The sequence below is a fragment of the Nostoc sphaeroides genome (assembly GCF_003443655.1).
Lineage (GTDB): Bacteria > Cyanobacteriota > Cyanobacteriia > Cyanobacteriales > Nostocaceae > Nostoc > Nostoc sphaeroides.
This window is the reverse complement of sequence record NZ_CP031941.1, coordinates 1946588-1960648: the sequence shown is the minus strand read 5'-3', so window position 1 is coordinate 1960648 and position 14061 is coordinate 1946588. Positions and strand designations below refer to the sequence as shown.

Here is a 14061-nt window from a genome sequence, read left to right as displayed (position 1 = left end):
TGCGTTAATTGTGGCTGGATGATTTTCCAGAAAAACGCCCTCACAATATAGCAGTGCAGGCGGAAATTTTTGAACAAACTGATATTATTATGTGATAGCTAGGCACAAAGTGATTAGAATTGTGCTTAGTTTCTAGTAGTTTGTCAAATTTAAATTGATGGGTAAGCAAGTTTGTAGTAAGGACTTTAGTCCTTAATTCCCTTGCAACCACTCATCCAAGCGAGACATTTCCACCGCACGGTTCAACAGCAATCCATTCACCTCGTTTGAGCCGGAGTGGAGGGCGAAAATATAATACTTGCCGTTTATATTGCCGATAATTGCACCTCCAGAAGCACCGTGATTACTATCACAGTTGTGGTACAACAAATTACCCTGGCGGCGTAAAATACTGCATCCCAGGTGAACACCAGCAGTCATACTTTTACCAGCAGTATAAGTTTCAAGACCTTTTATCTCAGGGTTGGGAAAATCGCCAGAGTAGCCTACCAAAGAAAACTTTTTCGTATCTCCAACAAGAGTAGAAGATGGTAGGGATTTCCAGCCCAAATAACCATATTTTTTCCCGATAGGCTTGTTGAGCTTCAAAATTGCCCAATCGTTTGCGTAGTCGGCTAAAGTGCCATTTTTAAAGTCTGTGCCGTAATAAACATTAGTGGCGTAGGCTATATCATTTTTACTTTTGACGACACCATTAACTAAGTTTGGCTCAAATGCGATCGCTTGACTAATTTTTCGGGTTTCCGGGTTAACGACACAGTGAGCATTTGTCAAAACAACGTCTTCAGCAATCAATGTTCCCGTGCAACTATAACCGCTACCGTCAGCACCTACCCCCTCGATTTTACCAATGGCTGACCAAGGGTAGTCTCTGCTAGTCATAGGGATACGGTCATCTTTTGAACCAACAATGGCTCGTTCTCCGGGGAGTTCTTCTTTCTGATTTAGCACTGAAGGCTCCCCTTTTCCTTCTAGTTTAAATTCGCCGGGATTTTCAGCTTTGGTAAAGCTGGGTGGGGTTTGTGGTTTGGCTGAGACTGAAGCCCAAATCCCCAAAATTCCTATCCCAATTGTTGCTATGCAGGGAAAAATAAATTGTCTGGATGTAAATATGCTTTTCATGAAAAATCACTCCTAATAAATTTTGTCTTACAGTATTTACCCCTCCCTAACCCTCCCCTTGTAAAGGGGAGGGAACTGGATTTCTTTTTCCCCCCTTTACAAGGGGGGATTAAGGGGGGTAATTCGACCTTTGGAGAGCAAGAATCAAAGCCTCTCGACCTTTCTCTTAGAGGAATAGAAGCGGGGTTCCAACGTTCACCGCCATTCACCCAGCAGGGTAAAAGCCGACCAAGAATAAGGATTTCGCCACTTTTCTTGTTCCCACATTTTGAGTTGTGCGGCTCTGAGGGCAGCAGCCGGAGTTTTCCCTTGCTGTAACATTTCGCTGTAAAATTGACTCATCAATAACGATGTCGCTTTATCATTAACGTTCCATAAAGACACTACCACCCGCGCTGCACCTGCATACATTAGCCCTCTTGTCAATCCCACTAATCCTTCTCCTTTAACTTCCTTGCCCAGTCCGGTTGAGCAGGCACTCAGCACCACCAACTCCGCCGGGAAGTTGAGGTTAAAGATATCAGTGAGGCGCAGAAAGCCTCTTTGGGACTTACCTTGTTTATCTATCAGGGAAAGGACAATTCCTGATAACTCTGGGTCAGTGCTGTCTAGAAAGCCGTGGGTAGCAAAATGCAGCATCTTGTATTGACTCAGTTGGTCACTAGTAGCCCAGTTGTAGTTAGCATCAAAACCAAAAGCTTGGAGATTCTCTGACGCTGGCACAAGTTTAAGAATTTCCTGCGCCTCTTGTTCTGTTCCTGGGAGTCTTCCAATTTCACTGCGGTTCATGTTTCTAGTAGACCGCTTCAAGGCAGACTCTTCTACTTGCTGGTCAACGTTATTATTAGCAACGTTGGAAGATTTATTAGTTACTCGCTGATCATTAGCACTAAACACTGGGTCTGCAAGGATGGCGAGGGTTTTCGGTGCTTTTATCCGCCCTTTGATTTGTTTCCTGAGAATAGCAATGGTCGAGGCGGAAGGTAGACTGATAATTTCATGGTTGACTACCAATGGTTGATAATTGACCTCTTCCCCAACCCCTCTCCTGGGAGGAGAGGGGAGTTTATCTTGCTCCCCCTTCCCTGATAGGGAAGGGGGCTGGGGGGTTAGGTCAGTTAATGCCGCAAAGGGAATGTATTGTAAGGCATCATCACCAACAATTACTAGGCGTTTTTTCCCCAATTTATCAGCAACTGGCGCAAGGATAAGTTGACTCAGTTCATTAGCAGCTTTCCCTGTATCTTCTGGGGAAACTCCCTGCATCCCCGGATTTCTTAAGTTGTTGTATAAATTCTTGGCTGCTTTGTCTATCTTTTCACTTCCTGGGAGTTCATAGCTATAGAGAGAATCGGGTGTGACAGCCCAAAGATAGCTACGTTCTTTACCTAAAGAATATTGCAATAGCAGTGTGTCTTTATCTAGTTGTTGCTGAATTTCTTTGAGAGTCAAAGGTTTGGGATATATCAAATCGGCATATTCCGGGTTTTTGGCGCGAATTTTTATCTGAAGTTCTCGCTGTTGTTTGAGTATGTCTTCGATTTTTTGTTTGGTGTTGGTTAAAACTTGTTCTGGGGTTTCTTTTTTAGATGATAGTTCTGATAATAATTTTTCTTGAGCATTGATTTGCCCTTGTAGACGGCGTTCTTCTGCTAAAAGTGTTGGGTCAATGCCTTTTTTGATATCTATGTTTGCTTCGGTTAGTAATTCAATTAGAACACGGGCGCGGGAGCGATCGCTAACTTCCAGCGCCAAAGCATCGTATCCTTTTGATGGATCTTTTTTGTGCTGTTCCATCAGCAAGTCGATATAGAACTTGTAGTAGACTTGGACTGAGGCAAAGTAGGAAGCGCGTAGTTCTTTGTCGGCTATTTTGGTGCGTAAATCTTCAATGATTTCAATAGCTGCTTGAATCTGTGTTTGAGCTTCTTTTAGATTACCGCGATCGCGTTCTAGATTAGCCATGTGAAAGAGAGTATTAGCTTCCCCTTCCTTGTCCCTCACTGCACGGTTTATGGGTAAAGCTTGGTTGTAGTATTTGAGCGCTTCTTGTTTTTCTCCTAAATCAGAGTAGACTAAGCCAATACTGGTGAGGCTGATGGCTTCCCCTCTTCTCTCCTCCACTGCACGGAATATGGGTAAAGCTTGGTTGTAGTATCTGAGTGCATCTTGTTTTTCCCCTAATGAGGAGTAGACTAAGCCAATATTGTTGAGGGTGGTGGCTTCTCCTTTTCTGCCCTCCACTGCACGGAATATGGGTAAAGCTTGGTTGTAGTATTTGAGCGCTTCTTGTTTTTCTCCTAATGAGGAGTAGACAGCGCCAATACTGGTGAGGCTGATGGCTTCCCCTTCCTTGTCCCTCACTGCACGGCGTATGGGTAAAGCTTGGTTGTAGTATTTGAGCGCTTCTTGGTTTTCTCCTAATGAGGAGTAGACAGCGCCAATACTGTTGAGGGTGGTGGCTTCCCCTCTCCTGTGCCCAACTGCACGGAATATAGATAAAGCTTGGTTGTAGTATCTGAGTGCATCTTGCTTTTCTCCTAATGAGTCGTAGACTAAGCCAATACTGGTGAGGCTGATGGCTTCCCCTCCCCTGTCCCTCACTGCACGGCGTATGGGTAAAGCTTGGTTGTAGTATTTGAGCGCTTCTTGGTTTTCTCCTAATGAGGAGTAGACAGCGCCAATATTGTTGAGGGTGGTGGCTTCTCCTTTTCTGTCCTCCACTGCACGGGATATGGGTAAAGCTTGGTTGTAGTATCTGAGTGCATCTTGGTTTTCTCCTAACGAGTCGTAGACAGCGCCAATATTGTTGAGGGTGTTGGTTTCCCCTTTCCTGTCCTCCACTGCACGAAATATGGGTAAAGCTTGGTTGTAGTATTTGAGCGCTTCTTGCTTTTGTTCTAATGAGTAGTAGACTAAGCCAATATTGTGGAGGGTGATGGCTTCCCCTCGCCTATCCCCCACTGCACGGCGTATGGGTAAAGCTTGGTTGTAGTATTTGAGCGCTTCTTGGTTTTCTCCTAAATCAGAGTAGACTAAGCCAATATTGTTGAGGGTGGTGGCTTCCCCTCCCCTGTCCCCCACTGCACGGAATATGGGTAAAGCTTGATTGTAGTATTGAATTGCTTGTTGCTTTTCTCCTAAATCAGAGTAGACAGCGCCAATGCTAACGAGGCTGATGGCTTCCCCTGTCCTGTTCCCCACTGCACGGAATATGGGTAAAGCTTGATTGTAGTATTGAATTGCTTGTTGCTTTTCTCCTAAATCGGAGTAGACTAAGCCAATATTGTTGAGGGTGGTGGCTTCCCAGCCTTTATCATCAACTTGTTGCCAAAGCTTCAGCGCTTCTTGCCATTTTGCGATCGCCTGTCGCAGTGATTCTGCTGTACCTTGTTGATAAAGCTGCATCCCCTCTTGAAAAACCCGTTCCGCAGCAGCACTAGTGGCATCTTGTTGTGCGTTTGCTGGCTGCTGTGCTATCTGCAACCCTCGGTTTCTCGGTGTCGCCCCCACAGCATCAGCAAGCATTACCGCACTCAGCAAGAAAGTTAAACTGTAGCGGGTCAATTTTGGTAGAAACCACCAGCAAACTCGTTGAGACTTTGCACTTCTCTTCATTCTTTAGCCTCACAGCCTCAATCAGTGATTATTTACAGCCCTATCCCGTCGGCATGAATTCCGATGATTAGTAAATTATTTAATTGTCGCCAGTAATATTGCTGAAACTTTATGTTGATTTTATAGGTGCAGCTAGCGGACTCATCTGTGGTTGCAGTTTTGGTAACAGATTTTTTTAGGGGCTACGGCGTGTTGTTAAAGTCTTAGATCCCCCCAACCCCCTTAAAAAGGGGGGCTAAGAGTCTCTTAAAGTCCCCCAATTTATCGGGGGATTTAGGGGGATCTAAAAAGTTAGGGGGCTAAACGAGTAGTTTGAAAACACCAGAAGAATATTTATCGTGAGGTACAAGAACCCCGACTTTTCAAAAAAGTCGGGGTTCTGAGGATCTGATTAAGCAATGTTCGCTCTACAAAATCTAGAATAAGATAAGGTTTACTAATTATTTGGCAATGGAAGTTTTAAAACTTACAACTAAAATCGATGAATCAGGATATTTAAATCTTAATATTCCAACACAGTTAGCGGCGGTTGAAGTGGACATTGTAGTTGTTTTGAATCCAGTTTCTTTAGAGGGAAAGCAGCAACCTAATTATGATTTCTCCGATTTGGTGGGGCGATTAACTTGGCAAGGAGATGCGGTAGCAATGCAGAGGAATCTACGCTATGAGTGGTAATCGCTACGTGTTGGATACGAATGCGATAGTAGCTCTGCTTCAAGGAAATTCTCAACTTATTCAATTACTCCAAGATACTGATTGGATTGGAGTTTCAGTTATTAGCAAAATTGAATTTCTCGCGTTTTCTGGGCTAAGTCAAGAGGATCGTCAGCTTTTTGAGCAGTTTTTGCAACGAGTTGAGGTTGTCAACTTAGTAGCGAGTGATGCTGTTTTGATTAAGAAAATCATTGAAATTCGCCAGCAATATCGGTTGAAACTACCAGATGCAATTATTGCAGCAATGGCGCTCCAAAATTCAGCAAGTTTGGTGACTGCCGACCAAGAGTTTGCGAAGGTAACAATTTTAACAGTAATTAATTGGTAGCTCTACCTTTTCCTTGCAGTGGGTGGCAAAGCGATGCCTACGACGAGCTTCTCTACGAGACGCTTGGCGTAGCTTGCTTCCACGGAGTGGTACGCGATCGCATTACTAAGATCACCCTCCAATTGCTGATTTTATTAATTCTTTTTCACATCACGAGCCATATTGAGGAAGTAGTCGTCAATTTTGGCATTAGAACGACGGCGGGTAGTGGCGGAAATTTTAGGAGTGTTATCCTGATTCGTTTCAATTTGCTCTTTTGCAGAAGCTTGTTTTGTACCTTGCTCCCGATCAGATTCCAAGAAATAACCAGAGCTATTGAATCCAAACAGGTTGCCAAAAAAACCAAAGAAATTTCCGAAAAAATTGGAAACACTTTGGAATAAAACATCAAGCAAGCCTTGAATCCGAATGAACAAGTTCCGAACAGTTTGAGTTAGACCAGACATAACAGCACCCTCTATGATTGCCTATTATCATTGTGACTTAATTTCAATAAGAGGAATGGTGCTATGCAAAAAATCTACCAGGCGTAGGCGTGAGTGCAGCGCAAATATATTACAGGTTACATTTGAAACATTTATACTTGGCACTACTAACCCGATAACTGCGTCAACTATCTTGCAGCTAAATTACTGTATCAGTTTTCCTGATGCAGTAATTTAATGTTGATAAGAAATGAAATATAACCAATTAACCTCATTTAGTAAGCAGAAGTAATGACAACTCAGTTCTGGGAAAAAACCATAAAAATTAATGCTATTTTAACTAACTTACTATTTAAGCCTGTGCGTAGAGGCTTACTTCTATGTCGTAGCAAGCTACCTAAAGCGTCTGGTATTGCGCCTAGTCGCCTTATTCATCAAGGTTGGTGGCTTTTAAGGAAGCGTCTGCTGCCATTATTATGTCTAATATCATTCCTTGCGGTATTACTACTCAACACTTTTGCCCCTAGCGTTGCCCAACTACCTCCTCAACCTCGTCAAGAAATTCGGGGGGTGTGGCTCAGTGGTAACGATTTTAGCGTTTTCCGAAATCGTTCGCAGGTGCTTGCAGCCATGAGCCAACTGCGGCAGTTAAACTTTAACACTGTTTATCCAGTAGTCTGGAACGATGGCTATACATATTACCCCAGCGCTGTCATGCAAAAAAAGGGTATTCCCTTCTTCTTTAAGGGAAAAGATGGACAAGATGTGATTGCAGACATTATTAGCCAAGCCCGCAGAGAAGGGTTACTAGCAATACCTTGGTTTGAATTTGGTTTCATGGTTCCCCTAAGTTCGGAACTCGCATCCCAGCATCCAGATTGGCTGACACAAAAGCGGGATGGTACGCAAACTTCAATTAGTGCTGCGGGTGAAGTAGCGTGGTTGAATCCGTTTCACCCCCAAGTGCAAAAGTTTATCACCGAACTTGTGATGGAAGTCATTACTCAATACGATGCTGATGGCGTTCAATTTGACGACCATACGAGTTTACCTGTGGATTTTGGTTACGATAAATACACAATTAGTTTATATACTCAAGAAACTGGCAATCCTCCCCCGCCCAATCCTCAAGCCCAAGCATGGATAAAATGGCGGGCAGATAAAATCAGCACATTCATGGTAGACCTCTACCAAACTGTGAAAGCTAGAAAACCGAATGCTATTTTCTCAGTTGCTCCTAATTATTATGATTTCGCCTACAAGCTGCAACTGCAAGACTGGCTCAACTGGGTACGGTTGGGTATTGTCGATGAGTTAGTGATGCAAGTATACCGTAATGATTTAGAAAGTTTTATCGCTCAAATTAACCGCCCAGAAATTTTAGAAACAAAACAAGTCATCCCAACTGGTATCGGTATTATGGCAGGATTGCGAAATCGTCCAGTTTCTATGCCACAAATCCAATCCCAGGTAGAAGCAGCGCAACAACGCGGTTTAGGTAGCGGCTTTTTCTACTACGAAAGCCTTTGGGATATCGCACCTGAACCAGCAGCCCAACGACAATCAGCATTTGCGGCTCTTTTTCCCAATTCAGCGTTGCGCGATATCTCTCAAAATACACCCCGCAAGCCAACTTTTGATACTATATCCCTACCTTTATACACAAAACCTTCCCTCGGTCAACGAGTTCGTGGGTATTTTTTGGAAATGGCGATCGCAGGTGGTCAGCCAAGGCGTATTTTATTAGATACTGGTTCAGCAGGGCTGCGAGTTCCCAAAGAGTTTTTAGGTAATGCCCCTATCCGCAGAACGGGACAAAATATCAAGGAGGTATTAAGTGATGGTACTATCCTGGAGGGAGAATTAGTTTATACTAACATCCGATTTGGGTTGCTTCCCGCCGCAGAACCCGTTCCGGTACAGATTGTTACTAGTCGCCAATGTACTGCCCAAAAGCCGAATTGTTCAGCAAAGAATGGTGTGCCATTTTCCGGTATTATCGGTGTCAACTATTTTGAAAAGTCACTTCTCTATAATCCGTTAAGAAAATTACCAGGCAATCTGAGTAACGGATTTATCGTGATTGGAAATGGTGGTACTAACAAGAATGGCAGTTTAATTCTCGGTTTAACTGCTGATAATCAAGCAGGTTTCAAAATGGCTGCTTGGAGTAAACAACCTGAAATTAATGGTGTACCTGGTAATAGATGGGACTCTCGACTGAGTAAAGTTTGTTTAACTCTTGCTGGAAGTTCTGCTAAAAATTCTTGTAATAGCACAATGATTACTGATACTGGAACTATTAATGGTTTGACTGAATTCAAGTCAGCTTCCACAGCAGGTAAACTCAAACCGGGAGTATTACGCTCAACAAATGCTTTGAAAGTAGCTATTAATAGCATTTTTGATTACAGCCTGACACCAGGAACCCGCGACGGATTTAATCGCTGGAATTTGAGTATCTCACCACAGGCAGAACTTCCTATATTTGTAAATCCTGGCATCGCATTTTTTGATAAATACGATGTCCTTTTTGACCAAGTTAATGGAAGACAGGGTTTTCGCAGTCGGCGGTAAGAGGAAAGTAAAGACTTGCTCCTTCAGATAGCGTTCAAAACTAGTGGTTTATCGCAAAAATTTTGGTAGGTTTGTAGTAAGCACTTTAGTGCTTGAATATTTGAGGACTTAAGTCCTCACTACAAACGGATAAAATTTAATGAGACAGATAACTAGTAGTCTGTCTCGTTAAATTTGACGGTTAGGGAGACGCGATAAATCGCCGTCTCTACTCTTAATCTATCTGTCAAACTAATTCATAATTGATAATTAATAATTCATAATTTAAAGACGCTCTCTACGAGACGCTGCGCGAACGATGACTCGCTAACGCTTCGCTATCAGTGGGAGCTTGAACTCTCCACTGATTTAAGACCACTGATTTAAAAATGAGCGTGGGGGCTGCTGCAATACAGTTCAGTTAAGCCCAAAAACCTTGGTAAAGACGCGAAATTTCGCGTCTCTACAGGTCTAAAATTAGTACCAAAAATCCTTAACTGAACCGTATTGGGGGCTGCTGTACTCATTTTAAAATTTATGAATTATGAATTATGAATTAATAATTATTTGGTCAATTATTTCTTGACAGACTACTAGTTTTTCTGAACCAGCAAAACTGATTTCACGGGACGCTTCATAGAATTTCCTTCCAAATCAACCTTTCCGTAAAAGGTTTTGCCATTGTAATAAAGCGAAGACGAACTCCCCCCGTCGAGATTCATCGCTTTATCAGCACCAAGAGTTTTCATAAAATCAGCTAATGCTGGTAAAGATATCCCAGAATTAGCGGGAGCCGAGGGTTTTTGAGCCACCATAACTAATACAATGCTGCCATCACGGGTAATACCTACGGCAGTTCTGGCATTGGGTTGGTTGCTGCCAAGTGCATCTCGTTTGGTGGCATTATCTACAAAGCCCTCTTTTGCTAACGTGAGTTCTGGTAATAGGCTTGGGCCTGCACCTATAGCATCGACTAACTGACAACCGGCTGGTGGTGACTGACTGTGTAGGGCAATTGAATAGCTAATAGTTTGCCCACATAAATAGCGGCGGAATTCTGAGCGATTGAATATTTGACTCAGGTAAGGTTTTAAGTTGGGATTGTTTACTAATCGTTCGTTTTCCTTGGGGTCAGCAACCAACTTTCTTTGTATGACAATATATGATGTAGTTTTTTGGTTAATTGGGTCAAAAAAGCCTGCATTCAAAATAGCTACGGCTCGATGCTTCTTGGCAAATTCCTCTACAGTGTTTACCTTTTGTGATAATGCAGGAGTTACCAAAAATTTGCTATTAGCTGGAATCAACAGAATGTGAGCGATGCTTTGGGGCAAAGTGCGCTCGAAGTAGCGGATAGTTTTTGGTGGTGACGATGCAACAGTTGGTATTGACGGTGTTGAGAAACGCAAATTCAACCACAACACCATTGCCAAACTAATTAATATCAAAGCCAGTAATTTTATTTTCCTCACATTTAAACCTACTTGTGGTTAGCTCAAACAAAGTTGATTTAGTTGAAATACTTTAAGCTTAAAAATAAGCCATTAACTTAAATTTATATGATATTTTAGTTATGAACAGTCAACCAAAATCCGTTGTGAGTGATTTAGAACAAGCCCATAGTAAAGATATTGAAACAATTACGCTTTTGTTGGCGAAGATTTCTAAGCGTACTCCATCGGAGATTAAACCTCACTTAAATTCCATGCTTGAGCAGCTGGTGCAACCATCAAGGGAACGCCCTTTCTATGAAACTGCAACTCCCCAAGAGTGGGTGACAGCATTTACTGAGTGGGTGGAGAGCCACCGAGAGCTTAACCTCCCGTCGCTTTCGGATGAAGCCATTAGCCGCTCAAGTATTTATGGAGAACGAGGCTAAGTGGCTTATCTCGTAGATAGTAATGTCCTGTTAAGGAGTGTAGACCTTAGCCATCCAATGAACCCGGATGCCATTAATGCTATCAGGACGTTACGCGATCGCGGCGAACAGTCTCACATCGTACCGCAAAACTTGATTGAATTTTGGAACGTCTACACACGCCCAACCGAGCGAAATGGCTTAGGGCGTAGTGTAGCAGAAACACAGGCAGAAGTTAACCGTTTAAAGGTGTTTTTTCCATTGTTGCTAGATACTGAAGCAATTTACCAGGAATGGGAAAGGCTAGTAATTGCCTATGGAATTAGGGGAATTAACGTACACGATGCGCGACTGGTTGCAGCAATGCTGGTGCATGGGCTAACTCATATTCTTACATTTAACATTACTGATTTTGCTCGTTACTCAGAAATTACTGCTGTTAATCCAACTGCGATCTCTAACAGCTACTGAAGAACCAAGAATAAATATTTTAGCAGAAATTAACCGCTATAAAGGTACTATTCCCATTACAGCAGATTTCAGGTAAATGAAGTACATATTAAAACCCAAAACCTTGTAGAGACGTAGCTTTTCTTCGTCTCTACGTGTATTAGATTAGAGCGCAATCTGCTGTATTAAGTAGGTCGGCGTAAATAATTATTGTTGCAATAAGGCAGTTCTTGCTGGGGGCAGGGAGCAGGGAGAGAAAGAGTTTGAGGCTTATTTACTTTTGTTTACATAGTTTGATTTTATTGCACCGACTTACTTACTAAGCGATCGCTAATTTTTGGCTGATGGTAAAAATGCTCTCAAATGTTATTCACCATTCTCGCCATTTGCGGAACATTGTAGTGAAGCGCCTTGAATTACCCGGCTTTAGTTTTAGGGTGACTCCAGATTCCACAATTGGCGGTTGTCCAATCGAAGCACTCGATATCCCACCAAGAGTAAGTCATCCACCAGATGCTTCACCTCGCTATGACTTGTTGAACTTCCGGCTGAGGACTAAGTTAGACTGTTCTCATTTCCAACGTGGACAGAAAGTTTTGGTTGACAGGATTATTTGTAGTCTGTGATACTTTCATTAGCTATCTCCTATAACTGATTCCAGTTCTGGAGACAGCAAATGTGTGTCTTTAGATGTTGAGGCAGGCAAGTACACTGTAAATTGAGTCCCTCTGCCTACCTGACTGTAAACATTGACAAAACCACCATGATTCTTAATAATACCCAACGCGGTAGAAAGTCCTAAACCTGTACCTTTGCCTATCTCTTTGGTAGTAAAAAATGGTTCAAAAATCCGTTGCTGGACTGCCGGCGGCATTCCCATACCAGTATCCGTTACCACGATCGCAATATAAGAACCCACTTTAGCATCAATATTTATCTGGGTAGAATGTTCACCAATCACCAGATTTTCCGCAGCAATCCTCAATATACCACCATTGGGCATAGCATCACGGGCATTAACTACTAAATTTATCAGCACCTGATGTATTTGAGTTGCGTCTCCACGGACATACCACAGATTTTTAGGGATATCTGCCTGACAGATGATGGATTTGGGGAATGTTTGAGTGATAATTTGCTCAATTTCTACCATCAAAGGCTGAATTTGGACAATTGTCTGTTTACCTTCGATGCCCCGTGCAAAAGATAACACTTGCTTGAGCAAATTAGCGCCGCGTTTCACATTATTTTCTAAAGTTTGCAGTATTTGCTGACTCTGCGAATCGGGCAATTTTTTCTGCAACAGTTGAACTGACATTAAAATTGGCGATAGTATATTGTTCAGGTCATGGACGATACCACTAGCTAAAGTGCCGATACTCTCCAAACGTTGCGATCGCAGAAGTTGAGCTTCCAGTTGTTTCTGCTGCGTAATCTCGGTGTTCACACTCAAAATGGATTTGGGTTGTCCATTATCATCTCGGATCAATATCCACCGACTTTCAACGATAATTACTTTACCTTCCCTTGTCAGTTGATGCAACTCACCCCGCCACTCACCTGTATTCATCACCCTCAAGTAAGCATCTTCTAGCTGTGGTGAAATGTCTTTATACAAAAGTTGCAAAACATTCTTACCCACAACTTCCGCAGTTTTCCAGCCGTATAGACGTTGGGCACCTTGATTCCAAAACAATATTTGGTTGTGGATATTTCGCACCAGAATCGCATCACTTGATACATCCAGCAGCAACCCTTGTTCACGGATTTTCTGTTCTGCCTGTTTTTGCTGAGTTATATCTCGCATCAGTGCCAAATGGATGAACGTACCATCAGATTCGTTACGCAATGGTACGGCATGAGTTTCCATGTAGCGGCGGGTACCTTTAAATCCCAAGATTTCAAACTCTAAAGTCCCCTTGTTACCTTGGCAGACATTTTTATGCAAGTCGGCAAAGGCTGCTCTATACTCTGGTACAATTAGATCATCAATAGCTTTACCAATCAATACATCAGCACTTTCCACTTCCATCATTGCCAACCCTTCTGCATTAATTTCTAAAAGGGTGCCATCCCTGGCAATTAATTTGATGCATTCTGGTTCTGCATCTATCATGGCTCGTAAACGATTTTCACTTTGCCGTAGGGCCAGTTCCGTCTGCTGAAGTTGTCTGATATAACGCCACAACAAGTCATACAACAACGCTACCAGCACCAAATCCACAACAGCAGCGATAAAAAATGTGACTATCGCCTTTTGGGAACTTGCTTCTGCCTGCTGCATTCCCTGCTGTAATAAATTTTGCTCTACCTCTAAAGAGTCGTGAATAAGCTGTTGGATTTCTTTGCTGCTTTGCTTGTCTTTGTCAGATAAAATGCGCTGCCGAACTGCTTCAAATCCTTGATTTTGTCTGAGGGAAATTTCTTGTTGCAGCATTTTGAGCCTGTTGGTAATTTTCGGCTCCAGCAAAGAAATCCACTGCTGCTTTTGATGGTTATCAGCAGTTAACTTCCGAATAATTTGAATATTCTTATTAGTTTGTTGATTAGCTGCAATATAAATTTTTAGATCATCTACATCTGCTGTAATTAGGTAATTACGTTGTGCAGTTTCAGTATCTTTGAGTGTAGATTTGATACTTTCAAGTTGAGTAACCACTTTATAGGAGTATATCACCCATTGCTGGTTGTGAATCAGCTTCACAGTGTTGCTATAGGAGACTACAGCATTAGTAAATACAACTGCCAATGCTAGGATGAATATTGCTTTTAGCTTTTGGACTCGATACCATTTTTTGATCATGCGATCGCCCTTTATGCCGCAGATGCCCTCCATCTGTTAAAATTGGAAATTAAAAACAAATACTGAGAATAATTTAATAATTGTGACAGCACGGGTAACAAAACACAATCTCTTCAATTTGTAAATATCTGGATTCTTTAGGATGATTATTTATACATAATAGTCACAAATAAATCCGCTAATTTTT

The 14061-nt window shown here is 42.4% G+C and carries 11 protein-coding genes; 6 read left to right on the top strand and 5 right to left on the bottom strand.

What is annotated here, in order from left to right:
* Positions 1-192 precede the first annotated feature (192 nt).
* Both D1367_RS08900 and D1367_RS08895 read right to left on the bottom strand, forming a co-directional pair.
* Positions 193-1122 (bottom strand): trypsin-like serine peptidase, encoded by a 930-nt coding sequence (locus D1367_RS08900; RefSeq protein ID WP_118165819.1) that lies wholly within the window; start codon positions 1120-1122, stop codon positions 193-195.
* A 195-nt stretch (positions 1123-1317) separates the two neighbouring features.
* A complete protein-coding gene (locus D1367_RS08895; RefSeq protein ID WP_118165816.1) occupies positions 1318-4740 on the bottom strand; it encodes a CHAT domain-containing protein in 3423 nt (1140 codons plus the stop codon).
* Between the two features lie 450 nt (positions 4741-5190).
* Here D1367_RS08895 and D1367_RS08890 point away from each other — a divergent pair, with 450 nt between their 5' ends.
* On the top strand, positions 5191-5415 hold the full coding sequence (locus D1367_RS08890) for a hypothetical protein (protein ID WP_118165813.1): 225 nt from the start codon (positions 5191-5193) through the stop codon (positions 5413-5415).
* Positions 5405-5782 (top strand): type II toxin-antitoxin system VapC family toxin, encoded by a 378-nt coding sequence (locus D1367_RS08885; protein WP_118165810.1) that lies wholly within the window; start codon positions 5405-5407, stop codon positions 5780-5782. Before D1367_RS08890 ends, D1367_RS08885 begins: the two co-directional genes overlap by 11 nt.
* A 134-nt stretch (positions 5783-5916) precedes the next feature.
* Here the strand turns inward: D1367_RS08885 and D1367_RS08880 are convergent, their stop codons facing one another.
* Complete coding sequence (locus tag D1367_RS08880) at positions 5917-6228, bottom strand: threonine dehydratase (RefSeq protein WP_118165807.1); 312 nt, start codon at positions 6226-6228, stop codon at positions 5917-5919.
* Positions 6229-6498: 270 nt separating this feature from the next.
* Between D1367_RS08880 and D1367_RS08875 the strand changes: the two genes are divergently transcribed.
* Positions 6499-8784: a glycoside hydrolase family 10-like protein gene (locus D1367_RS08875; RefSeq protein WP_118165805.1), complete on the top strand. Its 2286-nt coding sequence runs from the start codon at positions 6499-6501 to the stop codon at positions 8782-8784.
* Between the two features lie 572 nt (positions 8785-9356).
* Here the strand turns inward: D1367_RS08875 and D1367_RS08870 are convergent.
* The gene (locus D1367_RS08870; RefSeq protein WP_118165802.1) at positions 9357-10235 is read right to left on the bottom strand and encodes a phosphodiester glycosidase family protein; all 879 of its coding nucleotides are present in this window, start codon (positions 10233-10235) and stop codon (positions 9357-9359) included.
* A gap of 101 nt (positions 10236-10336) precedes the next feature.
* Between D1367_RS08870 and D1367_RS08865 the strand changes: the two genes are divergently transcribed.
* The 3 genes from D1367_RS08865 to D1367_RS30060 all read left to right on the top strand — a co-directional run bounded on the left by D1367_RS08865 (position 10337) and on the right by D1367_RS30060 (position 11697).
* Positions 10337-10642, top strand: coding sequence for a hypothetical protein (locus tag D1367_RS08865; protein WP_118165800.1), 306 nt, complete (start codon positions 10337-10339; stop codon positions 10640-10642).
* Positions 10643-11092 (top strand): type II toxin-antitoxin system VapC family toxin, encoded by a 450-nt coding sequence (locus D1367_RS08860; RefSeq protein ID WP_118165797.1) that lies wholly within the window; start codon positions 10643-10645, stop codon positions 11090-11092. It abuts the gene before it with no gap.
* A gap of 332 nt (positions 11093-11424) precedes the next feature.
* On the top strand, positions 11425-11697 hold the full coding sequence (locus tag D1367_RS30060) for a hypothetical protein (RefSeq protein WP_181985114.1): 273 nt from the start codon (positions 11425-11427) through the stop codon (positions 11695-11697).
* 8 nt (positions 11698-11705) lie between these two features.
* Here the strand turns inward: D1367_RS30060 and D1367_RS08855 are convergent, their stop codons facing one another.
* Positions 11706-13907, bottom strand: coding sequence for a PAS domain S-box protein (locus tag D1367_RS08855; RefSeq protein ID WP_228674586.1), 2202 nt, complete (start codon positions 13905-13907; stop codon positions 11706-11708).
* Between the last annotated feature and the right edge of the window lie 154 nt (positions 13908-14061).

What these genes read in the sequence shown, in the direction of transcription:
- D1367_RS08900 (WP_118165819.1), bottom strand. Translation starts at nt 1,122, where the DNA reads ATGAAAAGCATATTTACATCCAGACAATTTATTTTTCCCTGCATAGCA.
- D1367_RS08895 (WP_118165816.1), bottom strand. Translation starts at nt 4,740, where the DNA reads ATGAAGAGAAGTGCAAAGTCTCAACGAGTTTGCTGGTGGTTTCTACCA.
- D1367_RS08890 (WP_118165813.1), top strand. Translation starts at nt 5,191, where the DNA reads ATGGAAGTTTTAAAACTTACAACTAAAATCGATGAATCAGGATATTTA.
- D1367_RS08885 (WP_118165810.1), top strand. Translation starts at nt 5,405, where the DNA reads ATGAGTGGTAATCGCTACGTGTTGGATACGAATGCGATAGTAGCTCTG.
- D1367_RS08880 (WP_118165807.1), bottom strand. Translation starts at nt 6,228, where the DNA reads ATGTCTGGTCTAACTCAAACTGTTCGGAACTTGTTCATTCGGATTCAA.
- D1367_RS08875 (WP_118165805.1), top strand. Translation starts at nt 6,499, where the DNA reads ATGACAACTCAGTTCTGGGAAAAAACCATAAAAATTAATGCTATTTTA.
- D1367_RS08865 (WP_118165800.1), top strand. Translation starts at nt 10,337, where the DNA reads ATGAACAGTCAACCAAAATCCGTTGTGAGTGATTTAGAACAAGCCCAT.
- D1367_RS30060 (WP_181985114.1), top strand. Translation starts at nt 11,425, where the DNA reads ATGCTCTCAAATGTTATTCACCATTCTCGCCATTTGCGGAACATTGTA.
- D1367_RS08855 (WP_228674586.1), bottom strand. Translation starts at nt 13,907, where the DNA reads ATGGAGGGCATCTGCGGCATAAAGGGCGATCGCATGATCAAAAAATGG.